Origin of the sequence: Shimia biformata, from assembly GCF_016888515.1 — a bacterium.
Lineage (GTDB): Bacteria > Pseudomonadota > Alphaproteobacteria > Rhodobacterales > Rhodobacteraceae > Shimia_A > Shimia_A biformata.
Genome location: NZ_JAFEJK010000001.1, coordinates 1,579,610 through 1,600,399 on the forward strand (window position 1 = coordinate 1,579,610; position 20,790 = coordinate 1,600,399).

The following is a 20,790-nucleotide window of genomic DNA, read 5'->3' on the forward strand; positions in this document are numbered from 1 at the left end:
GCTGAAAGCAAACCGCCGGCTTGACCGGGGCGGGGCGGGCGCTGTGGCTCAAATCAACGCGACGCTGGCCGCGCTTTCGGGCAGTTCCTCGTCGAACAGGCGCTGATAGAACTCGGCCACGGTTTCGCGCTCAAGCTCATCGCATTTGTTCAGGAACGTCAGGCGGAAGGCATAGCCCACGTTGCGGAAAATCTCGGCGTTCAGCGCCCAGTTGATGACCGTCCGGGGCGACATCACTGTCGACAGGTCCCCGGCCATGAATGCGGTCCGTGTCAGGTCCGCGACAGTCACCATCTGGCGCACCATCTTGCGGCCCGCGTCGGTGTTGTAATGCGGCGCTTTCGACAGGACGATATTGGTTTCGGCGTCGATCGACAGATAGTTCAGCGTCGCCACCAGCGACCAGCGGTCCATCTGGGCCTGGTTGATCTGCTGGGTGCCGTGGTAAAGCCCCGTCGTGTCGCCGAGGCCCACCGTGTTGGCGGTGGCGAACAGGCGGAAATACTTGTGCGGGGTGATGATCTCGTTCTGATCCAGAAGGGTCAGCTTGCCGTCATGCTCCAGAACCCGCTGTATCACGAACATCACGTCCGCGCGGCCCGCGTCATATTCGTCGAACACGATGGCGGTCGGGTTGCGCAGCGCCCAGGGCAGGATGCCTTCGTGGAACTCGGTCACCTGCTTGCCGTCGCGCAGCTTGATCGCGTCCTTGCCGATCAGGTCGATCCGGGAAATGTGGCTGTCAAGGTTCACCCGCACCGCAGGCCAGTTCAGCCGCGCCGCGACCTGCTCGATATGGGTCGACTTGCCGGTGCCGTGATAGCCCTGGATCATGACCCGGCGGTTGTGGCTGAACCCGGCCAGGATCGCCAGCGTCGTATCGGGGTCGAACTTGTAGGTCGAATCCTCGTCCGGCACGCGCGCGTTCTTTTCTGCAAAGCCCTTCACCTTCATGTCGGTGTCGATGCCAAAGACCTCGCGGACCGAGATTTCCTCGGTTGGTTTCGCGTTGACGTCGATCATGCCATCAGCCATTCGTCCTGTCCTTTATCGTATGCGGGCTTCAACCCGGTGTTGGTGCAACATATCGCGCCGGATCACAAGGGGAAGCGGGACGTGGCGTTGCAGCATTTCTCACATGCTCGTGCAGAAGCGTCATTTGCGTGGCTTTGCGGCCTGCGCCACAGTGCTGGCAAAGCCCGGAGTATGTCCCGATGAACCGTCGCCTGTTTCTGTTTGCGTCCTCGGCCGCCTGCCTGCCTTTCACCGGGGGGCGGGCGCTGGCCGCCCCGTTCGAAATCACCCGCACCGACGCCGAATGGCGCGCGATGCTGACCCCGCTTCAGTTCAAGGTCATGCGCAAGGAAGGCACGGAAAAGGCCGGGTCATCTCCGCTGGACAAGGAAACCCGCCCCGGTCGCTACCTGTGCCGGGGCTGCGATCTGCCGCTTTATTCGAGCCGCCACAAATATGACAGCGGCACCGGTTGGCCCAGCTTCTGGAAGGCGCTGCCAAACGCGATCGAGACCAAGCCCGACCGCACCTTCTGGGGGGTGCATACCGAATGTCATTGCCGCCGTTGCGGATCGCATCTGGGGCATATCTTCGATGATGGCCCCAAGCCCACGGGCAAACGCCATTGCATCAATGGGGTCAGCCTGGTGTTTGTTCCCGGTTGAGCCGGGTCAAGAGTGCCGGGCGATGACGTCCGCCAAATAGGTGCCGATTATCGCTGAGCCTTTGACCGAGGGATGGGTCCTGTCGCTTGCAAACAGCGTCGGATCCGGCGGGTCAAATATGTCTTCGGCATCCACGAAGATCAGGCCGGGACGGGCCGCCGCCAGCCGCGAAATGCGCCTTTCGATTTCGACCAGACCGGGGCGGCAGCCCGGAAATGCGGTTGAGTTCGGGGCCGCGTAATATCCCATCCACAAGACATGTGCGCCCTGTGCTTCCGCCCGCGCAATCAGGTCGGGAATGTCGCCGCGCGTCCCGTCGGCCGAGATCAGCGCTTCGATCTCATCTGCGCATCTGGTGCAGCCGCAATTGAAGCCAAGATCATTGGCCGCCCCGTTCATGACCACCCAGTCCCACGCGCCAGCTGTCAGCTGTTCTGGAATGCTGAGACCAATCAGCGACGCGCCGCCACCGGCGCGAATGCGGGCACCACCCACGGCGCGGTTGACCACGCTGCGGGTCAGCCTCTCTCCGATCACGCTGCCGATATCCGCACCCAAGCCCTTGTTCCAGGCCATGACAGAGTCGCCGATAACAAGGATATCTCCTCCTGACCGGCTGGTCGGCGCCGGACCGCAGGCCACAAGGCCAAGGATCAGCATCACGCTTGCCAGAACACGCATTGGTCTCCCTTTCGATCCGGGCAGGTCGCGTGCCCTTTTGAAGGGACATGACGCAGCACGCGCCAAGATCAAGGCGGGCCAATCCCGGCATCCGGCAAGGCGGGCAGGAAAAAGGCCCCGCGCCGGGGGCCTTGAAATGCGTTTGGAACAGGGGCGACCCGTCACGGGTCACTTGAAGTTGCGGCTTTCCTTGATCTGGTCCCAGGCCCAGACCACTTCTTGCAGTTGTTCTTCCTGGCTGCGGTCGCCGCCATTCATGTCCGGGTGCAGGATCTTGATAAGCTTCTTGTAGGCCTTGCGCACCTCGGCCTTGGTCCAGTTGTCCTTGGCTTCCAGAATCTCGATCGCGCGCCGCTCGGTCGGGGGCAGGCGCCGCCCGCTGCCGCCGCCTGCGGATTTGCCGGGGTTCTGCGTGGCATTTGCCCCCAGAACCTGGTGCGGGTCTTCGATCCCAAGCCGTGCCCATGCACGTGCTTCGGGGTCACCCATCGGTCGCGTGGTGCGTTCCCAGACCTTGTCCTTGGACATCTGGGCGTTCATCTCGGCCTCGGTGGTGCCGTCGAAGAAGCTCCACTTCTGGTTATACTCGCGCACGTGGTCCTTGCAGAACCACAAATAATCATCCAGCACGTCCGGCGCGCGCGGCGCACGGAACTTGCCCGGCTCGTTACAGCCCTCGTGTTCGCACACACGGGTCGAGGTCTCGGACTCGCCCGACATCCCCCGCCGTCCGCGCGGGTTTTTCTTCTTGGCCGACGAGACCGACATATCGAAACCGAAGGGATCTGGTTTACGCATCAACTCACCTTTTCGACTCGGAGCGGGCAGTTTAATCTAATGACCGACAGATTGAAGAGGGATCGGGCAAAAAAATGAGCGTGACAGAGGAAATCCGCACAGCATTGGAAAAGGCGTTTTCTCCCAGTGAGTTGGAGGTCGTCGACGACAGTGAACGGCATCGCGGTCATGCCGGGTATCAGGAAGGCGGGGAAAGCCATTTCAACGTGCGCATCCGCAGCGGCGCCTTTGCCGGCCAATCCCGCATCGCCCGCCATCGCGCGGTCCATGCGGCCCTCGGGCCGGATCTGGTCGGGCGTATCCACGCGCTGTCGCTCGATATCGGTGAGTGACCCGACGGGCAGGGGCCATGCACTCGTGGGGGCGGGCCTCAGCCCTTGGCGGTGTCCTGATTGTCGGGCGCGTCATCCGATGTCTGCGGGCCATCGCCCGTCTTGGTCGGGTGCCTGAGGATCAGTGTGCCGTTCTCGCCATCGCTTGCACTGTCCCCGTCCCCCTCGGGCGCGGCAAGCTTGGCGACGTCTGGCATGTCGAGAACCCTGGGCTCAAACCCCGAGATGTCGTCGCTGCTGGGACGGCGGAACACCATCACGCTGCGGAACTGGGTGGTGGACGAGGTCAGACCGCTGCGCTCTTGTGACGGCAGCGTCTCAGAGCGCTGAAACTCCCAGCCATCGGCGGCCATCTGGTTCATCACGTCCTCTAGCGCAAAGGCAAACCGGTCTTCGGCGGTCTTGATACCCTTGGCCTTCTTGCCCTTCATCGGCGCGGGCACGACCTTGTATTCGTAAACTGTCATCTGTCGATCAATTACCTGTGCTTCAACCCGGGCCTTATAGCAGCCCTGTCGCCAAAGTCTTGTCGAAACCGGAAACGGGGGCTTATTTGCCCTTGCGCGGGATGCCGATCTTGCGGCCCGCGCGGTCCGGCCATGGCAGGGCGGCGTGTTCGTCCATCATGGCCTTGACCTTTTGCGCCACGTCCTCGGGGAAGGGGGCGACGCGGGGACCGGACATGTCGATATGCAGCCCCAGCCCCTCACCCGTGGCCGAGACCCAGCCGTCCTCGTGGATCATTTCCTGGAAGAAATGGAACCGTTTGTCGTCATGGTCCAGAAGCTGAAAGCTGACCCGGACCTTCGCGCCCTCGTGGATTTCGCGCAGATAGCAGACGTGGAATTCCGCCGAAAAGGTCGAGAACCCGCGTTTGAGGTACTCTGGCGTGATGCCGAACCGGGCAAAGGCCTGATCCGCGCCCCGGTCGAACAGGACGTTGTAATAGGCCATGTTCAGGTGTCCGTTCCAGTCGATCCATTGCGGCTCGACAACCAGAACGTCCGACATGATCGGGGCGGGGGTTTTGGTGTCTTGATCCTTCATCACGTCGACAAACATGACGCGGGGCACGCCCAAGCGCAATGGGCAGCGTTAACGGGGGATCAAGCCTTTTGCGGCAGGAATTGGCTTATGGATTTGGGGAATCGGCTGTCGCTTCCCACATCCCCGTCAGAATGGTCGCAAGTGAGAAACCGATATGACCCAAAGAGCAGTTAACGTCATCGAACAGGCGCTGAGCCCCGAAGCAATGCGGGCTTTTTTGGCGTCGGGCAGCGACAATCGGGATCAACCGCCGCTTGTCGCCCGGATCATGACCCGCGCCAATCTGCGCCCCGCGGCAATGGCGCTGCGGGCGCAATTGTCCGCTGCCGAAGCGGGTCTGCGCGGGTTGCGCGATCACGGCGAGCGGAGCGAACAACTGCGGCTGATTGCCGACCTGCGCCAGCGCCTGGCCAGAGAGCAACGGACGGACGCGCTGGTTGCGTGACCACGGTGCAAGAAACTGACTATTTGGCGGTCGGGTAAGCCGTTCCCTTTTCCTGCCCGCCTGCCGCCACGGATGCATGTCGGTGGACCCATTTCCATGCCCCGCCCACGCGCACCAGCGAGACCGTCCAACGCAACGGCACGGTCATGTCCTTGTCCCCGGCGGTCAGCGACAGGGTCAGCGCTACCGCCACCGTTGCGGCATCGCCGTGAATGGAAATATCAGTCCAGCCCCAGTCGAACCCATGCGTCGTCGCATCGCGGAAATTGCGCGCGAAAACGGCTGCAACCTGTTCACGCCCCGAGCAAAGCTCATCCGCTCCGGTGCCAATCAGCGAAATCGCGTCGCCATCGACAAAGATGGCCATCAAACGATCAAGATCCTTGGCGCAATAGGCGGCGGCATACGCGTCCAGCGTGGCCTGGATATCCGTCAGATCAGACATGCGCCCCTCCTTTCATCAAAGAAAGGTAGCACGCCTGATCCAAGTTTCGTGAATTTTTGGTAAGCAGGCCGCAAGACGCGACGCGCAGGTCAGCCGCCCAGTTTCTGCTGCACCAGATCGTTCACCGCCTTCGGGTTGGCCTTGCCGCCGGTGGCCTTCATCACCTGGCCAACGAACCAGCCCGCCAGTTTCGGATTCACTTTGGCCTTTTCGACCTGCGCCGGGTTGTCGGCGATGATCTGGTCCAGCGCGGCTTCGATGGCGCCGGTATCGGTCACCTGTTTCATGCCGCGTTCTTCGACGATCTGTGCCGGGTCGCCACCTTCGGTATAGACGATCTCGAACAGGTCCTTGGCGATCTTGCCCGAGATGGTCTCGGCCGAGATCAACTCGATGATGCCCCCCAGCTGCGCGGGCGACACGGGCGACTCGGTGATGTCGTGATCTTCTTTCTTCAGACGGCCAAACAACTCGTTGATGACCCAGTTCGCCGCCAGCTTGCCGTCGCGCCCATCGGCCACAGCCTCGAAATAGGCGGCGGATTCGGCATCTGCGGTCAGCACGCTGGCGTCATATTCGCTGAGGCCGAAGTCATTGACAAACCGCGCCTTTTTCTGGTCCGGCAGTTCCGGCAGCGATGCCTTGATGTCGTCAACCCAGGCCTGTTCGATCTCCAAGGGCAGAAGGTCGGGGCAGGGGAAATAACGATAGTCATGCGCCTCTTCCTTCGAGCGCATCGACCGGGTTTCGTTCTTGTCCGGGTCATAAAGCCGGGTTTCCTGGTCGACCGAACCGCCCGCTTCGACAATCGCGATCTGGCGGCGGGCTTCGTATTCGATTGCTGCCTGGATGAACCGCATCGAGTTCATGTTCTTGATCTCGCAACGCGTGCCGAGATGCGAGAAATCCTGCGTTTCCATGTATTTCTCATACTGGCCCGGACGACAGACCGACACGTTCACGTCCGCCCGCAGGTTGCCGTTCTGCATGTTGCCGTCGCAGGTGCCGAGGTAACGCAGGATCTGGCGCAGCTTGGTGACATAGGCGGCGGCTTCTTCCGGGCCGCGGATGTCCGGCCTTGAAACGATCTCCATCAGCGCGACGCCGGTGCGGTTCAGGTCGACGAAGGACATGTTCGGGTCCATGTCGTGGATCGACTTGCCCGCATCCTGTTCCAGGTGGATGCGCTCGATCCGCACCTTGCGGGCGACACCCGGCCCCATGTCGACCAGAATTTCGCCCTCACCCACGATCGGGTGATAGAGCTGGCTGATTTGGTAGCCCTGCGGCAGGTCGGGGTAGAAATAGTTCTTGCGGTCGAAGGCCGATTTCAGGTGAATCTCGGCATTCAGCCCCAGCCCGGTGCGCACCGCCTGCTCGACGCAGAATTCGTTGATCACCGGCAGCATGCCCGGCATCGCGGCGTCGACGAAAGCGACATTGGCGTTCGGTTCGGCCCCAAATTTGGTCGAGGCGCCGGAAAACAGTTTCGCGTTCGAGGAAACCTGCGCATGCACCTCCATCCCGATGACCAGTTCCCAGTCATGCTTGGCGCCCGCGATCACCTTGGGCTTGGGGGTTTCATATGTCAGGTCCAGCATCTCGACCGCTCCTTCAGGCGTGAAATCGAAATGCTTCTAGGACAGTGGGAAAGTCCGGGCAAGGGCGGTTTTCCCGCCGCCCATCGAGTTCAGGCGATATAGACGCCGTTTTCGTCGAAATGCACCGTCTTGCCGGCCTGCAACCCGCCGGCAAAGGGCAGGGCAACGGCATTCAGCGCGATCTCGCGACCCTTGCGGGCCAGCCGTTCAAGCGAGGTCACGCGGGCGTTGTTCTCAAAGCCGAATTCGGCGTGCCCCCAGACCAGCGGGTGCACCTCGCGCAGGCGCTCGGTCACGACGGTTTCAAAGCTGCGCCGGATCGACGGCGCGAGGTCGGGGCGCAGCCCGCTTTCGTGATACTGTTCGCGCGCGATATGCCAGCTGCGGAACAGATGCGCCGCCAGAAGGTTGGCGACATGCTGGTCGGTCTCGCGCGCAAGGATGTCGCGGATTCCGTCCAGGAAATAGTCGATCTCGACCGCGGCGAACCCCAGGGGGTCGATCAGAAGCGCGTCGAACCAGACCCAGGCATAGCCACCGGCGCCCCATGTCTCGAAGGTCTGGGCAGCGATGCGGCGGGCCTCCAGGTCCAGTTTCTGATAGTCCCCGAACCAGCGCGGTAGCAGGAACTTGCCCATGATGCGCATGTGGCGCGGGTTGGTCGCGTCAAGCCCGATCAGGTCTTCGAAATTCTTGACCAACGTGCGTTGCGGATTTGGGTCGCTCGGCAAAAGCGCGCAGCGGGCAGCGGCCAGGGCGGGCGAATCCAGTTCCAGTGGACAGAAGGGCATCAGGATATCACGTGCCCGATCGAAATGTGCCTCGAACGCGTCGCGGTTGATCTCCGAGTTGTGGTCGGTCGACCCCGCCCCACGCCATGCCCAGCCGACGTCGATATGCATATGCGCCACGACCAGCGCGAGCGGGTAGTCGTCGGGCTCGTCCTGCAGGACCATCTCAAGTGCCTCGATGCCCGAAAAGAAATCGGACCCTTTGGCGGGCAATCCGTGCAGCAGCGAATGCTCGGCTGCGCGAACGACATCGGACCTGGCGCCATAGGCGAGCAGTTCGGCAACCGGAGTGCCCGATGTCGTGGCAGCGCGGGCTTCGTCAGCCTCGGCAATCATGTCGGAAAGGTCGTCCCAGCGGTCCTGGCGGGCAAGGAACTGCCCTTTTTCCTGGCAGGCGGCGCTTTCCACCTGGTCGGGGGTCGCGTCATTGACCGGAATGTCGATCTGACCCTGTACGGATCTGAAATCACGCGGTTTTCCCGGATCTGCGTTCTGCGGTCCAGTCGCGGAATCCTTGCGCGACGCGGTGGATTGCGTCGGTGCGTCGTCGCCGCCAGATGTGCGGGGAATACGACCCAGGATGGATTTTGCGCGTTGGGTAAAACCGTTCATACCGTAAAAAACTCGACTCGACTGCCTCGACTGTCAGTTATCGACGTGCAATCGGGCCGAAACGTGGCACCAAGTTGGAAAACTGCGGATTGTTTGGGGGCAGGGGTGCGATCAGATCACGCGGAAATGGTGGCGTTCCGTCTTGATCCCACGCGCGGCCAGCGCCTGTTCCAACAGCTTGTTGTTCGGTGTCACGTCATGCGGCAGGCGCAGTTTCTTGCCGTCCGTCAGGGTCAAAGTCACCCGCACCGAGACGTCCCAGCGCGTGTCCATGCGGACAAGTGCGATCTCTGAGAGCGGCACGCGCCCTTCCTGCAAAACGCTTTTCCAGCGCAGGTCGGTGGCGTCCATGGTCAGGGTCGAGACCGGGTTCAGCAGGACGTCGATCAGCGCGGGCAGCACGAAAAGCGACAGAAACCCCAGAATCCAGGGCGAGGTGCCGACCGAATAGAGGAACGCCAGAAACGCCAGGGCCGCAGCAGTGGCAATGATAGACCGCTTGTTGCGGCCGTAATTGACGTGTTCCAGCGTCTCTGGCGCGATCTCAGGCATCAGCGGCCACCGCCCACGTCCAGCGTTTCCCCGGTGATGAAAGACGCCTTGTCCGACAACAGGAACAGGATCGCCTCGGCCACCTCATCAGGCGTTCCAGCTCGGCCAAGCGGGGCGGATGGGCCCAGTTCGGCAGCGCGGTTGGGCTGGCCGCCCTTGGCGTGGATCTCGGTCTCGATGATGCCGGGGCGCACGGCGTTGACGCGGATATTGTCCGGCCCCAACTCCACCGCCATGCCCTTGGTCAGCGTATCGATGGCCGCTTTCGAGGCGGCATAGTCCACGTATTGGTTGGGCGAGGCGATCTTGGCCGCGATGGACGAGATATTGACGATGGCACCACCCCTGCCACCCGCCTGCATCATCGCCGCCGCCTTGCCCGCGACAAGGAAGGCGCCGATCACGTTGACGTCGAACATGCGACGCAGGCGGGCATGGTCCATGCCCGTCACCGTGGTGGCGACATCGACGATCCCGGCATTGTTGACCAGCGCATCCAGCCGCCCGAACCGGTCGGCAATGGCCTCAAACAGCACGTCGATCGCTTCGGGGTCGGCCACGTCCACTTGCAGAACCTCGACCCGCGCGCCCCTGGCCTCTGCGTCCCCGGCCACCTTCCGGGCACCGTCACGATCCGCGCGATAGGTCAGGACAAGGTCGAAATCCGGCGCGGCCATGCGCGCGGTGGTGGCGCCAATGCCGGCGCTGGCTCCGGTGATCAGACAGATGGGGCGCATGGGTTATCCTTTCAGGATGCGGCTGACCATCTCGGTCGTATCGCGGCTGAGGCTGGCCTGTCCCGCGATCCGCTCCAGCGCGGCCTTTGCGTGAGCCTGACGGCTGTCGTCATAGCGTGTCCAGGTCTGGAAGGCGGAACACATGCGCGCCGTGGTCTGCGGGTTCAGCGGGTCCAGCCGGATCAACCAGTCCGCCAGCAGGTCATACCCCGCGCCGCTGGCATAGTGGAACCCGGCATGGGACATGGCCAGCGCGCCAAAGACAGCGCGGAAGCGGTTGGGGTTTTTCATGTCGAAATCGGCATGTCGTGTCAGCCGTTCGGTGGTCGCCGCCACGTCATCGGGTTTGGTATACACGATCTGAAGCGAGAACCACTTGTCCATGACCAGCCGGTCATGCCGCCACTGGTCTTCGAACGCGGTCAGGGCGGCGTCCCCCTTGCCGGCATCGAGAAGCGCCCCCAGCGCCGCCAGTTGCAGGGTCATGTTGTCGGCGCTGTCATACTGTGCCTGTGCCGCCGCGCCGCCATCCAGCCGGGTCAGAAGCGACAGGGCGGCATTGGCAAGGCTGCGCTTGCCGGCGCTGTCGGCATCCGGGGAATAGGGGCCGTCGACCTGGTTTTTGTCGTAAAGCCCCGGCAGCAGGTCGGACAGCGCCTGTGCCTTGGCATCGCGCAGGGCTTCCGATGCGACGTGGATCGCCTCGGGGTCCGGGGTAGTGCCGGTGTCAAACAGGATACCCGCCAGCTCAGATTGCGTTGGCTGGCCAAGCATCAATGCGCGATAGGCGGCGTCCAGCGTGTCATCCCGCATCACCGCGCGCAGCCCTTCCAGATAGGCCGGATTGGGCGCCGCACCCTCGCGGATCATCGAGATCAGCGTATCGCGGGCCAGATCGCGCCCCGCCTCCCACCGGTTGAAGGGATCGGTATCATGCGCCAGAAGGAAGGCGCGGCGGTCATTGTCGATCTCCTGCTCAAGGATCACGGGCGCCGAGAAGCCGCGCAGGACCGACGGGATCGGGCGCGCCGACAGCCCATCGAAGGTAAAGGACTGTTCCGCCTCGGTCAGTTCCAGCATCCGCGTCGGCACGACCTCGTCTCCATTGGGATTGAGAAGGCCAACCGCCACCGGGATCACCTGCGGCAGTTTCTGGTCCTGACCCGGTGTTGGCTTGGTGTGCTGCGACAGGTGCAGGGTGAAGGTGCCTTTATCGTCCCACGCCTCGCGCACGGTGACGCGCGGGGTGCCGGATTGCGCATACCAGCGCTTGAACTGGGTCAGGTCGCGGCCCGTGGCATCCTCGAACACCTGAAGCCAGTCCTCGATCGTGGCGGCATCCCCGTCGTGGCGGTCGAAATAGAGGTCCAGCGCCTTGGCGTAGCCCTCATCCCCGACCAGTCGCTTCAGCATTCCGATCACCTCGGCGCCTTTCTCATAGACGGTCGCGGTGTAGAAGTTGTTGATTTCCTGAAAGCTTTCCGGCCTCACGGGATGCGACAAGGGGCCATTGTCTTCGGGGAACTGACGGGCGCGCAGGGACAGAACATCGTCGATCCGCTTCACCGGGGCCGAGCGCATGTCCGAGGTGAACTGCTGGTCGCGGAACACGGTCAGCCCCTCTTTCAGACACAGCTGGAACCAATCGCGACAGGTGATGCGGTTGCCGGTCCAGTTGTGAAAATACTCATGCGCGATGATCGCTTCGATCCGCTCGAAATTCATGTCGGTCGAGGTCTCGGGGCTGGCCAGAACGCAGGACGAGTTAAAGACGTTCAGCCCCTTGTTCTCCATCGCGCCCATGTTGAAATCATCGACGGCGACGATATTGAAGATGTCCAGGTCATATTCGCGGCCATAGACATCCTCGTCCCATTTCATCGACCGTTTCAGCGCGTCCATGCCAAAGGCGCATTTGCCCTCGTCACCCGGACGGACCCAGATGTTCAATTCGACCTCTTTGCCGGACATGGTGGTGAATGTGTCGGGGTGGTTGACCAGATCACCGGCGACCAGCGCGAACAGATAGGCGGGCTTGGGCCAGGGGTCGTGCCATTCGGCAAAACCGGGGCCGGATGCGCCGGGATTGCCGTTGGACAGCATCACCGGTTCGTCCCCCTCGATCCGCACCTTGAACGTGGCCATCACGTCGGGGCGGTCAGGGTAGAAGGTGATCTTGCGGAAGCCTTCGGCCTCGCATTGGGTGCAATACATGCCGTTGGACATATAGAGCCCCTCAAGCGCGGTGTTGCCCTTGGGGTCGATCTCGACCTCGGCTTCCCAGGTGAACGGGGCGTCGGGCGCGTCAAGCTCGATCCCGCCCTCAACGATGCGCGGAGTGACGGGGCGGCCGTCAACCGCCGCCGAGATCAGTGTCAGGTCTTCCCCATGCAGGAAAAACCGCGTGTCGGTGGCATCGGGATTGGGACGGAAACGGATTTTCGACAGGACACGCGTGGCGCCGGGCGACAGGCGGAACGTCAACTCGACCCCGTCAATCAGGAAGCCAAAGGGGGTGTAATCCTTGAGATAGATCGTCTTTGGGGCAGCGTCGCGCATCTGGTTTCCTCGTCGTTGGATCGCCCGGCACGTTAGGAAGATCGGCGCAGGGCTGCAAGGTGGGCTTTTTGTTGATGAGTGCAGCATAGCCCCGGCGGGGGCTGCTACCCGGCGGGCCGCCGGGCGTGACGAAATGGCAAACCGCCTATTCAGGTGATTATCTTTTCAGCACTGAAACCGTCCTCTCGTTTTCTTGAAAATCAAACAAGTGAATTTGGTCAGGGAACCGGACCGGTTTGTTGCCTATAGGAAACTTTCGCGCTAACTCGGAACGCATACCACAGTATGCAAGGGAATGTCGGGCATGGCGGATCGGATTGAAAAAGCAGGGTTGCAGGTCGACCCTGTGCTGGTGGAATTCATCGAGTCCCGGGCGCTTCCGGGCACGGGTGTTTCAGCCGACACTTTCTGGGACGGTCTCAGCGCGTTGGCGCATGATCTGGGGCCGAAGAACCGGGCGTTGCTGGCGGTGCGTGAAGACATGCAGCAGCAGATCGACGCATGGCACATCGCCCGCAAAGGCCAGCCGTTTGACGCCGCCGAATATACCGCCTTTTTGACCGAGATCGGGTATCTGGTGCCCGAAGGCCCGGATTTCGAGATCGAGACCTCTAACATCGACCCCGAGATCGCCGAAATTCCCGGCCCGCAGCTGGTGGTGCCGATCACCAATGCCCGGTTTGCGCTCAACGCCGCCAATGCCCGCTGGGGCAGCCTTTATGACGCGCTTTACGGCACGGATGCGCTGGGCGACCTGCCGACTGGGAAGGGCTATGACGAGGCACGCGGCGCGCGGGTTGTCGCGCGGGCCAAGGCGTTTCTGGATGAGGCCGCGCCGCTGGAAGGCGCGAAATGGGCCGAGGTCACGACGCTGAAAGGTGGCGCGACGCTCGACATCGAAACCCTGAATGGCAAAACCGCGCTGGCCGACCCGGCGCAATACAAGGGCCACGCCACCAGCGAGGGCGGCTGGGGCCATGTTCTGTTGGAAAACAACCACCTCAAGATCGAGATCCTGACCAACCCCGACATCGGCCCCGGCAAGACCGACCCGGCCCATATCGTCACCGTGAACCTCGAAGCCGCCGTGTCCGCGATCATGGATTGCGAGGATTCCGTTGCCTGTGTCGACGCCGAAGACAAGGTTCTGGCCTATGGCAACTGGCTGGGCCTGATGAAGGGCGATCTGGCCGAAGACGTCACCAAGGGTGGCGAGACCTTTACCCGCAAGCTTTACGGCGATTTCACCTATACCGCGCCCGATGGCGCGCCGTTTGACGTTAAGTGCCGCGCGCTGATGCTAGTCAGGAATGTCGGCCACCTGATGACCAACCCCGCGGTTCTGGACCGCGACGGCAACGAGATCGGCGAGGGGCTGATGGATGCGCTGGTCACCGTGCTGATCGCCATGCACGACCTGAAGAAATCCGACGGGCCGCGCAACTCGGCCGCCGGCTCGGTTTACGTGGTGAAACCCAAGATGCACGGGCCGGACGAAGTCGCCTTTGCCGACGAGATCTTCACCCGCGTCGAGGCGATCCTTGGCCTGCCGCAATACACCGTGAAGCTGGGCATCATGGACGAGGAGCGCCGCACCTCGGTCAACCTCAAGGAATGCATCCGCGCCGCCAAGCACCGCGTCGCTTTCATCAATACCGGGTTCCTCGACCGCACTGGCGACGAGATCCACACCTCGATGGAAGCCGGGCCGATGAAACCCAAGGGCGAGATGAAGTCGCAGCCCTGGATCGCATCTTACGAGGATCGCAATGTCGATATCGGGCTGGCGGCCGGGCTGAAGGGCAAGGCGCAGATCGGCAAGGGCATGTGGGCAATGCCGGACCGGATGGCCGATATGCTGGAACAGAAGATCGGCCACCCGATGTCGGGCGCGACCTGCGCCTGGGTGCCGTCACCCACCGCCGCCACGCTGCACGCCACGCATTACCACAAGGTCGACGTTCTGGCGCGACAGGATGAACTGAAAGCAGGCGGGCCGCGCGGCACGCTGACCGACCTTCTGACCATTCCGGTCATGGAGGGTGTGAACCTCTCTGACGAAGACCTCACTCGCGAGATCGAGAACAACGCCCAGGGCATCCTTGGCTATGTCGTGCGCTGGATCGATCAGGGGGTCGGCTGCTCCAAGGTGCCCGACATCAACGATATCGGCCTGATGGAAGACCGCGCCACCTGCCGGATTTCGTCACAGGCGCTGGCGAACTGGCTGCATCATGGCGTGATCGACGAAGGCACGGTCATGGCGGCGATGCAGAAGATGGCCGCCGTGGTGGACCGCCAGAACCAAGGTGACCCCGCCTATACCCCTATGGCGCCCGAGTTTTCCGGGCTGGCGTTTCAGGCGGCCTGTGACCTTGTGTTCAAGGGCCGGGTCCAGCCTTCGGGCTATACCGAACCGGTGCTGCACGCGCGGCGGCTGGAATTGAAAGCGTCGCTCTGATCTGATGGGGCGAGGGGGCTGTCTGCCCCCTCGCGCTCCCCCGAAGGTATTTCGGGCAAGAGGAAAGGGCCGTACCTGTTCCCTTTGCCATTCCTTTTTTGCGCGCCTATGTTGTCTTGAAAAGGCAAGTTTGAGGGCGGACATGACGCGACCTGTCGTCGGTATCATCGGCAACCAGTACCTGATCAACGACCAGTATCCGGCCCATGCCGGCGGCACGATGAATTCCGAGGCCGTGGCGGGGGTGTCGGGCTGCATGCCGTTGTTGATCCCGGCGGACCCGCGATTTGTCTCGGTCGCCGAACTGATGGCGACTTGCGACGGGTTTGTGCTGACCGGCGGGCGCCCCAATGTCCACCCGGAGGAATATGGCGAGGCGGCAACCGCCGCGCATGGCGATTTCGACCGGGCGCGGGACGCGATCGTGTTGCCCTTGGTGCGGGCCTGCGTCGAGACGGGGCAGCCGTTTCTGGGCATCTGCCGGGGCTTTCAGGAAGTGAATGTCGCCATGGGCGGCTCGCTCTACCCGGAAATCCGCGACCTGCCGGGGCGCGACAATCACCGCATGCCGCCCGATGGCACGCTGGAAGAGAAATTCGCCCTGCGCCACAAGGTGACATTCACCGAGAACGGGCCGTTTCATGCGTTGATGGGCAGCCAATCGGTGATGACCAACACGCTGCACGGGCAGGGCATCAAGCGCCCCGGCGCGCGGGTGGTGATCGACGGGCTCGCGCCCGACGGCACGCCGGAGGCGACCTATATCAAGGACGCGCCGGGCTTTACTCTGGCGGTGCAGTGGCATCCCGAATGGGACGCCGCCAACGACCCGGTCTCGCGGCCCTTGTTCAGAGCTTTCGGCGAGGCGGTGCGGGCCTGGGCATCTGGCAGGCGGGCGACCCCGGTGCTGAAAAGCGCGTGATACTGCCGGGCGCTTAGCCGGGGAACACCAGCGTGTCGAAACTGTTGCGCCAGCCGGAGTCGCATTCGAATTCCTGCCGGAACAGGCGGCGACGGCCAACGCGGATGCGCACTTCGGCTTCGGTCACGATGCGGCCGCCCAGGACCTCCAGATCATAGGTATTGGTGCCGATCTTGATCGTGTTGCGCTGGCCCTTGATGACATGCGGTGTCAGGTCGACCACTTTTGTCCAGGTTCCATGTGCGTTCGGCGTGTCGAGTTTCAGAACCTCGGTGCCGTTGATCGAAATCGTCACCGCTTCCTTGATCCCGGACACAAGCGTTCCGCCAGAGGTGTAGATCACGGTGGCTTCGGTACGGACGGATTCGGGCGCCCTGGTCAGTTCAAGGCCATAGGTTTCGGTGGTGTCGGACATGGTGTTTCCTTGTTGGTTGGGGTGGTCAGGCAATGATGCAGCGGCCAAGCGATCCGGCCCGGCAGATGTCGCCGGTGGTCCAGATCGCGCCATCAAGGTCGGCGCCGCCAAGTTGGGCGTGATCGAGGCGGGCATCGCGGAAGATCGCGCCCCTGAGGTCGGCATAGGCAAGGTAGGCGCCGGCGATGTTGGCGCGGGTGAAATCAGCCCGAGCGGCGCGGATATTGTCGGTCTCGAACGGTCCGCTGGCCTCGGTGAAATCACAGGCTTCGACATTGATCCACGCAAGCTGTGTCCGCGCAAGCGTGGCGCGACGGAAAACCGATCCGCGCATATCGCCTTTCAAGACGGCATTGCTGAGGTCGGCGCCGGTCAGGTCAAGGTTCTGCAGGTCAGGACCAGCCAGTTTGCACCCGGTCATGGTGGCGTCGATGAACCGGGATCCGGCCAGGGATTTCACGTTCAGCCCGTCTTCGCCGAAATCGATCCCCGTTGCATTGGCCCTTGTCAGGTCGACCCCGAGGAAACGGGCCTCGTTCAGAGTTTCAAACCCGGTCAGGTCCAGCCCAATGGCAGAGCCGCCGCTGAACGTGGTGCCGTTGACCCAGTTTCTGCCGCTCAGGCTCACCCCGTTCAGGTTGGCCTGCTGAAGGGTGCCCTTCGAGAAGGCCGTTTCGCTCAAACTGGCGTCCCGGAAGCTGCATTCCGACATGAAACACGAGGTGAACGCGGTCTGGTTCAGGTCCGCCGCGACAAAGCCGCAAGAGAAAAACTGGGCATTGGTGAACCGCAGGTTCGATGTGCGGACCTTGGTAAAAGTACAGTCGCGGATCATGCCGGGGCCGGGGCCGATCTGGACGTTTTCCAGAAGTGACGCCGAAAGGTCGCAGTTCAGGAACTCGCCCTGAGACATGCTGACATTGCGCAGTGTGGCGCCCTGCAACTGACAGTTCACGAATTTAGCGTGGCTGAGGTTTCCGGTCATCTGCAGGCCGACCAGATCAATGTTCTGAAGGGCAAGCCGCGTGCCGGTTTTCGGGTCGGCCAGCCATTTGCCATGTTCCGCGACCATCGCGTCAAGCTGTTGCTGGGTCGGGCGCTGTGGCGGTGCTGTTTCAAAGGTGGTCATGCTGAAAATACGTCCTCGAAATCTGCCCGGTCCTGTCGCGGTGTGAAATGACCCCCGCGGGACTACCTGTCTCAAGCTTCGACCCTAGCGGGCTGATGACGTATTTCCAGAAAAAAGTGGTTCAGCGGCGCGGGATTGAACCGCGCCGCCGGAACTTGCGAGCGTGCCTAGACGAACAAGTTGAAGTCATGCATCAACGGCAGGCGGCGTGCGCGTTTTCCGGTCAGGTCAAAGATTGCATTGGCCAGAGCGGGTGCTGCGGGCGGGGTGCCGGGTTCTCCGGCGCCGCCGAGGTGGTCCTGGGTTTCCAGGACGCGCACTTCGACCTTGGGCATGGTGTGGATGCGCAGGGCCTCGTAGTCGGGGAAGTTCTGTTGCTCGACCATGCCGTCGGCGAAGGTGATCTCGCCGAACATCGCCGCGGACAACCCATAGACCATGCCGCTGAACATCTGCGCCTCGACATTTCGCGGGTCCAGGGCGATGCCCATATCGCAGGCGATCCAGGCATTGGTCAGGCGGATCATGCCATCTTGTTCCTCGACCTCGATCACCTCGGCGACCGGCGTGCCGAAGGAATAGATCATCGCAACGCCAAGCCCGCGACCGGGGCGCTTGCGGGCCTTCCAGTCAGACATCTCGGCCACGGCTTTCAGCACGCCCGCGGCCGGGGCCCATTCCGCCTCGGCCAGTTCAATGCGGAACTCAAGCGGGTCGCGGTTTGCGGCAATCGCCATCTCGTCGATGAAGCTTTCCATGAAGAAGCCGTTGAACGAATTGCCGACCGAGCGCCAGAACCCGACCGGGACATCAAGCTGCGCCAGATGCCCCGCCATGCGGTAGTTCGGGATCGCATAGGGCTGGTTGAACGCGCCCTCGACATGCACCTTGTCCGGCCCGCCGCCGCCCAGCCCGGTGATCCGGGTCATGGCCTGGAAGGTACAGGATTGCGCGGCGACCTTGCCATCCAGCAGCACCGCCTTGCCATCCTTCACCGCGCCGCGCATCCGCGCCATCGCGCCGGGGCGATAGAAGTCATGGGTCATGTCCTCTTCCCGGCTCCAGGTGACCTGCACCGGGGTGCCGGGCATCTCGGCGGCGACGCGGGTTGCGTAGACGGCATAGTCGACTTCGGTCCGGCGTCCGAACCCACCGCCAAGATAGGTCGTGTTGACCTCGACCTGATCGGTCTCAAGCCCCGCAGCGTCGGCGCATTTCATCGCGATGATGGTCGGCGCCTGGTTCGGCGCCCAGACCGTCAGCTTGCCCTCTTCCAGAAGCGCGGTCGCGGTCATCGGTTCCATCGTGGCATGGGCCAGATAGGGCAGGGAATAATCTGCCGTCACTTCGGTCGCGCCTTCGGGCAGGACCGATACATCCCCGTCGTCGCGCATGGTCGAGTTCGGCTTGTCGTCAAAGGCGCGGGCGATGGTATCGAACACCGCATCGGTTTCCGATGGGTAGGGGGCCTCGCCCCAGTCGAACTTGATCGCTTCCAGAGCCTGCATCGCAAGCCAGGTGTTCGTTGCCACGACCGCAACACCGGTGCCAAGGTCGATCACCTTCTCGACGCCCGGCATGGTGTGGGCGGCCGAGGCGTCAAACCCGTTCATCGGTGCGCCAAGGCGCGGGTTCATCCGCACCGAGGCGAATTTCATCCCCGGCAAGCGCACATCGACGCCATAGGTGGCGGTGCCGGTGGTCTTGGCGACGATGTCGGTGCGCGGCTGGTTCTGGCCGATCAGCGTCCATTCACCGGGATCACGCAGGTCTGCGGTGACCGGGTCCAGCCCGGCGGCCTCGGCTGCCAGTTCGGTATAGGCAATTCGGCTGCCATCCGGGGCGATCACCGCGCCTTTTTCCGTTTTCAGATCGGCGCGTTTGACGCCCAGCCGTTTGGCGGCCGCCTCTTTCAGCGTTTCACGGGCCGAGGCACCAGCCTCGCGCATGCGTTCGAACCCGTCTTTCATCGAGGTCGAGCCACCGGTCAGCTGCAGGTCAAACAGCTTGCCCAGATGCCCCAGTTTGTCACCGACCCAATGCGAGAATTCACTGTTGTCATAGCCCTTGCCCGGCAGACCCTCGCCCACCATGGCGCTGTTGTAATAGGCTTTGGCGGCGGGGCCGTGCAGGACCGTCACCTGATCCAGCGTGACATCCAGTTCCTCGGCGATCAGCGCGGCCCATGTGGTTTCGACCCCCTGACCCATTTCGGCGCGCGGGGCGAACAGGGTGATCTGCTTGTCATCAATCATGACGAAGGGGTTGAAGGCGGCTTCGCCGTCCTTCGGTTGCAGCGGGTTCGGGGCGGGACGGCCGACGAACCATGCGCCAAAGGCAACGCCGCCAACCACGGCAACGGACCCGATCAAAAACGTGCGGCGGGCGATTTTTCCGATACGGCTCATGGTTTTAGCCCTCCATCCGGTTGGCGGCATCATGGATCGCGGCGCGAATGCGGGGATATGTCCCGCAGCGGCAGAGGTTGCCGCTCATGGCTTCGTCGATCTGGGCGTCGGTCGGGCGCGGCGTTTGTGCCAACAGCGCCGCGGCCTGCATGATCTGCCCCGACTGGCAATAGCCGCATTGCGCGACCTGATGGGTGATCCATGCCTCTTGCAGCGCGCTGAGTGCGTCGGGCGTGCCGTGGCCCTCGATCGTCGTGACCTCGCCCCAGACATCTTCCAGCGGCACCTGACATGACCGCACGGCCTCGCCGTCGATCTGCACGGTGCAGGCGCCGCACGCGGCAACGCCGCAGCCGAACTTGGTGCCGGTCAGCCCGACCTCGTCGCGCAGAACCCACAAAAGCGGCACGTCGCCGGGCAGGTCGACCGTGTGGGTCTTGCCGTTGATGGTAAGTGTTTTGGACATGGGACCTCTCCCGTTATCTGGATTTCTGACAATATCTGCAAAAAGTGTCAGGGTGTCAATTGACAAATTCGACAAATAATGTCAGATCGGTGTCATGCAGGACCAAGCCCTTCAATCCACACCTCTTTCCGACAAGCAGCGGACAATTCTCGAGGCCGCCTTTGGCGCGTTTTCGCAATATGGCATCCGCCGCACCTCGATGGAGGACATAGCGCGCGGCGCAAACATGTCACGCGCGGCGCTTTACCTGCATTACCGCAACAAGGAAGACATCTATCGCTCGATGACAATGGCCTACTATGACGAGGTCGCCGGCTCGGTGGCCGAGGCGCTACGTGCGGGTGGGCCGGCGGATCAGGCGCTGGTGCGGGCCTTTGCCGCCCAGACCGGCGAGGTGATGCGCATCTTCCTTGAATCCCCGCATGCCGACGAGTTGATGGATGCCAAGCATTCCCAGGCCAGCGATATCATCGAGGCCGGTGAACAGCGGCTGGCCGAAGTCTATGGCGCGTGGCTGGCCGAGGAAGAGCGCGCGCGCCGCGTGAACCTGACCCGTGTTGGCGGGGATGTGGACCGGTTCTCCTGCATGATGATGGCGGCCCTGCATGGCCAGAAACTGCCACGCCCCAGCTATGACGACTATTGTGCCACGGTCCGCATGCTGGCGCTGACATTTGGCCGGGCGATCATGGTCTGACCGCCCGATATTG

Annotated in this window: 21 protein-coding genes; 6 read left to right on the forward strand and 15 right to left on the reverse strand. The window is 62.7% G+C overall.

The window, feature by feature from the left end; all coding sequences use genetic code 11:
* Positions 1 to 48: 48 nt before the first annotated feature.
* Entirely contained in the window at positions 49 to 1,035 is a 987-nt protein-coding gene (gene cobS, locus JQ863_RS07595; protein ID WP_204113690.1) for a cobaltochelatase subunit CobS, read from the reverse strand.
* Positions 1,036 to 1,214: 179 nt separating this feature from the next.
* On the opposite strand from cobS, the gene msrB reads away from it, so the two are divergent.
* On the forward strand, positions 1,215 to 1,679 hold the full coding sequence (msrB, locus tag JQ863_RS07600) for a peptide-methionine (R)-S-oxide reductase MsrB (RefSeq protein ID WP_204113691.1): 465 nt from the start codon (positions 1,215 to 1,217) through the stop codon (positions 1,677 to 1,679).
* A 6-nt stretch (positions 1,680 to 1,685) separates the two neighbouring features.
* Here msrB and JQ863_RS07605 read toward each other — a convergent pair whose 3' ends face one another.
* A complete protein-coding gene (locus JQ863_RS07605; RefSeq protein ID WP_204113692.1) occupies positions 1,686 to 2,360 on the reverse strand; it encodes an SGNH/GDSL hydrolase family protein in 675 nt (224 codons plus the stop codon).
* A 168-nt stretch (positions 2,361 to 2,528) separates the two neighbouring features.
* Positions 2,529 to 3,158, reverse strand: a complete 630-nt coding sequence (locus JQ863_RS07610) for a DnaJ domain-containing protein (RefSeq protein ID WP_204113693.1) — start codon at positions 3,156 to 3,158, stop codon at positions 2,529 to 2,531.
* 74 nt (positions 3,159 to 3,232) lie between these two features.
* On the opposite strand from JQ863_RS07610, the gene JQ863_RS07615 reads away from it, so the two are divergent.
* On the forward strand, positions 3,233 to 3,490 hold the full coding sequence (locus JQ863_RS07615; RefSeq protein WP_204113694.1) for a BolA family protein: 258 nt from the start codon (positions 3,233 to 3,235) through the stop codon (positions 3,488 to 3,490).
* A gap of 38 nt (positions 3,491 to 3,528) precedes the next feature.
* Here JQ863_RS07615 and JQ863_RS07620 read toward each other — a convergent pair whose 3' ends face one another.
* Positions 3,529 to 3,957, reverse strand: a complete 429-nt coding sequence (locus tag JQ863_RS07620; RefSeq protein ID WP_204113695.1) for a DUF4177 domain-containing protein — start codon at positions 3,955 to 3,957, stop codon at positions 3,529 to 3,531.
* Between the two features lie 82 nt (positions 3,958 to 4,039).
* Entirely contained in the window at positions 4,040 to 4,564 is a 525-nt protein-coding gene (locus JQ863_RS07625; protein WP_420826267.1) for a thioesterase family protein, read from the reverse strand.
* Positions 4,565 to 4,691: 127 nt separating this feature from the next.
* On the opposite strand from JQ863_RS07625, the gene JQ863_RS07630 reads away from it, so the two are divergent.
* Positions 4,692 to 4,982, forward strand: coding sequence for a hypothetical protein (locus JQ863_RS07630; RefSeq protein WP_204113696.1), 291 nt, complete (start codon positions 4,692 to 4,694; stop codon positions 4,980 to 4,982).
* Positions 4,983 to 5,001: 19 nt separating this feature from the next.
* Here JQ863_RS07630 and JQ863_RS07635 read toward each other — a convergent pair whose 3' ends face one another.
* The 6 genes from JQ863_RS07635 to pepN all read right to left on the reverse strand — a co-directional run bounded on the left by JQ863_RS07635 (position 5,002) and on the right by pepN (position 12,279).
* On the reverse strand, positions 5,002 to 5,427 hold the full coding sequence (locus tag JQ863_RS07635) for a nuclear transport factor 2 family protein (protein ID WP_204113697.1): 426 nt from the start codon (positions 5,425 to 5,427) through the stop codon (positions 5,002 to 5,004).
* Between the two features lie 89 nt (positions 5,428 to 5,516).
* Positions 5,517 to 7,028 carry an Asp-tRNA(Asn)/Glu-tRNA(Gln) amidotransferase subunit GatB gene (gene gatB, locus JQ863_RS07640; protein WP_204113698.1) on the reverse strand — a complete coding sequence of 504 codons (1,512 nt, stop codon included), beginning with the start codon at positions 7,026 to 7,028 and terminating at the stop codon, positions 5,517 to 5,519.
* 89 nt (positions 7,029 to 7,117) lie between these two features.
* Positions 7,118 to 8,431, reverse strand: coding sequence for a hypothetical protein (locus JQ863_RS07645; protein WP_204113699.1), 1,314 nt, complete (start codon positions 8,429 to 8,431; stop codon positions 7,118 to 7,120).
* Positions 8,432 to 8,542: 111 nt separating this feature from the next.
* A complete protein-coding gene (locus tag JQ863_RS07650) occupies positions 8,543 to 8,983 on the reverse strand; it encodes a hypothetical protein (protein ID WP_204113700.1) in 441 nt (146 codons plus the stop codon).
* Entirely contained in the window at positions 8,983 to 9,720 is a 738-nt protein-coding gene (locus JQ863_RS07655; RefSeq protein ID WP_204113701.1) for a glucose 1-dehydrogenase, read from the reverse strand. Before JQ863_RS07655 ends, JQ863_RS07650 begins: the two co-directional genes overlap by 1 nt.
* A gap of 3 nt (positions 9,721 to 9,723) precedes the next feature.
* Positions 9,724 to 12,279 carry an aminopeptidase N gene (pepN, locus tag JQ863_RS07660; RefSeq protein ID WP_204113703.1) on the reverse strand — a complete coding sequence of 852 codons (2,556 nt, stop codon included), beginning with the start codon at positions 12,277 to 12,279 and terminating at the stop codon, positions 9,724 to 9,726.
* A 304-nt stretch (positions 12,280 to 12,583) separates the two neighbouring features.
* On the opposite strand from pepN, the gene JQ863_RS07665 reads away from it, so the two are divergent.
* Positions 12,584 to 14,740 (forward strand): malate synthase G, encoded by a 2,157-nt coding sequence (locus tag JQ863_RS07665; RefSeq protein ID WP_204113704.1) that lies wholly within the window; start codon positions 12,584 to 12,586, stop codon positions 14,738 to 14,740.
* 142 nt (positions 14,741 to 14,882) lie between these two features.
* Positions 14,883 to 15,662 carry a gamma-glutamyl-gamma-aminobutyrate hydrolase family protein gene (locus tag JQ863_RS07670; RefSeq protein ID WP_204113705.1) on the forward strand — a complete coding sequence of 260 codons (780 nt, stop codon included), beginning with the start codon at positions 14,883 to 14,885 and terminating at the stop codon, positions 15,660 to 15,662.
* 13 nt (positions 15,663 to 15,675) lie between these two features.
* Here JQ863_RS07670 and JQ863_RS07675 read toward each other — a convergent pair whose 3' ends face one another.
* The 4 genes from JQ863_RS07675 to JQ863_RS07690 form a co-directional block, all read right to left on the reverse strand.
* The gene (locus JQ863_RS07675; RefSeq protein WP_204113706.1) at positions 15,676 to 16,077 is read right to left on the reverse strand and encodes a hypothetical protein; all 402 of its coding nucleotides are present in this window, start codon (positions 16,075 to 16,077) and stop codon (positions 15,676 to 15,678) included.
* A 25-nt stretch (positions 16,078 to 16,102) separates the two neighbouring features.
* Positions 16,103 to 17,206 carry a pentapeptide repeat-containing protein gene (locus tag JQ863_RS07680; RefSeq protein WP_204113708.1) on the reverse strand — a complete coding sequence of 368 codons (1,104 nt, stop codon included), beginning with the start codon at positions 17,204 to 17,206 and terminating at the stop codon, positions 16,103 to 16,105.
* Between the two features lie 167 nt (positions 17,207 to 17,373).
* Positions 17,374 to 19,614 (reverse strand): xanthine dehydrogenase family protein molybdopterin-binding subunit, encoded by a 2,241-nt coding sequence (locus tag JQ863_RS07685; RefSeq protein ID WP_204113709.1) that lies wholly within the window; start codon positions 19,612 to 19,614, stop codon positions 17,374 to 17,376.
* A gap of 4 nt (positions 19,615 to 19,618) precedes the next feature.
* Complete coding sequence (locus JQ863_RS07690) at positions 19,619 to 20,080, reverse strand: (2Fe-2S)-binding protein (RefSeq protein ID WP_204113710.1); 462 nt, start codon at positions 20,078 to 20,080, stop codon at positions 19,619 to 19,621.
* 94 nt (positions 20,081 to 20,174) lie between these two features.
* Here JQ863_RS07690 and JQ863_RS07695 point away from each other — a divergent pair, with 94 nt between their 5' ends.
* On the forward strand, positions 20,175 to 20,777 hold the full coding sequence (locus JQ863_RS07695) for a TetR/AcrR family transcriptional regulator (RefSeq protein WP_204113712.1): 603 nt from the start codon (positions 20,175 to 20,177) through the stop codon (positions 20,775 to 20,777).
* Positions 20,778 to 20,790: the final 13 nt, after the last annotated feature.

Excerpts from the sequence above, each read along its gene's own strand:
- cobS (WP_204113690.1), bottom strand. The coding sequence starts at position 1,035 with ATGGCTGATGGCATGATCGACGTCAACGCGAAACCAACCGAGGAAATC.
- msrB (WP_204113691.1), top strand. The coding sequence starts at position 1,215 with ATGAACCGTCGCCTGTTTCTGTTTGCGTCCTCGGCCGCCTGCCTGCCT.
- JQ863_RS07605 (WP_204113692.1), bottom strand. The coding sequence starts at position 2,360 with ATGCGTGTTCTGGCAAGCGTGATGCTGATCCTTGGCCTTGTGGCCTGC.
- JQ863_RS07610 (WP_204113693.1), bottom strand. The coding sequence starts at position 3,158 with ATGCGTAAACCAGATCCCTTCGGTTTCGATATGTCGGTCTCGTCGGCC.
- JQ863_RS07615 (WP_204113694.1), top strand. The coding sequence starts at position 3,233 with ATGAGCGTGACAGAGGAAATCCGCACAGCATTGGAAAAGGCGTTTTCT.
- JQ863_RS07620 (WP_204113695.1), bottom strand. The coding sequence starts at position 3,957 with ATGACAGTTTACGAATACAAGGTCGTGCCCGCGCCGATGAAGGGCAAG.
- JQ863_RS07630 (WP_204113696.1), top strand. The coding sequence starts at position 4,692 with ATGACCCAAAGAGCAGTTAACGTCATCGAACAGGCGCTGAGCCCCGAA.
- JQ863_RS07635 (WP_204113697.1), bottom strand. The coding sequence starts at position 5,427 with ATGTCTGATCTGACGGATATCCAGGCCACGCTGGACGCGTATGCCGCC.
- gatB (WP_204113698.1), bottom strand. The coding sequence starts at position 7,028 with ATGCTGGACCTGACATATGAAACCCCCAAGCCCAAGGTGATCGCGGGC.
- JQ863_RS07645 (WP_204113699.1), bottom strand. The coding sequence starts at position 8,431 with ATGAACGGTTTTACCCAACGCGCAAAATCCATCCTGGGTCGTATTCCC.
- JQ863_RS07650 (WP_204113700.1), bottom strand. The coding sequence starts at position 8,983 with ATGCCTGAGATCGCGCCAGAGACGCTGGAACACGTCAATTACGGCCGC.
- JQ863_RS07655 (WP_204113701.1), bottom strand. The coding sequence starts at position 9,720 with ATGCGCCCCATCTGTCTGATCACCGGAGCCAGCGCCGGCATTGGCGCC.
- pepN (WP_204113703.1), bottom strand. The coding sequence starts at position 12,279 with ATGCGCGACGCTGCCCCAAAGACGATCTATCTCAAGGATTACACCCCC.
- JQ863_RS07665 (WP_204113704.1), top strand. The coding sequence starts at position 12,584 with ATGGCGGATCGGATTGAAAAAGCAGGGTTGCAGGTCGACCCTGTGCTG.
- JQ863_RS07670 (WP_204113705.1), top strand. The coding sequence starts at position 14,883 with ATGACGCGACCTGTCGTCGGTATCATCGGCAACCAGTACCTGATCAAC.
- JQ863_RS07675 (WP_204113706.1), bottom strand. The coding sequence starts at position 16,077 with ATGTCCGACACCACCGAAACCTATGGCCTTGAACTGACCAGGGCGCCC.
- JQ863_RS07680 (WP_204113708.1), bottom strand. The coding sequence starts at position 17,206 with ATGACCACCTTTGAAACAGCACCGCCACAGCGCCCGACCCAGCAACAG.
- JQ863_RS07685 (WP_204113709.1), bottom strand. The coding sequence starts at position 19,614 with ATGAGCCGTATCGGAAAAATCGCCCGCCGCACGTTTTTGATCGGGTCC.
- JQ863_RS07690 (WP_204113710.1), bottom strand. The coding sequence starts at position 20,080 with ATGTCCAAAACACTTACCATCAACGGCAAGACCCACACGGTCGACCTG.
- JQ863_RS07695 (WP_204113712.1), top strand. The coding sequence starts at position 20,175 with ATGCAGGACCAAGCCCTTCAATCCACACCTCTTTCCGACAAGCAGCGG.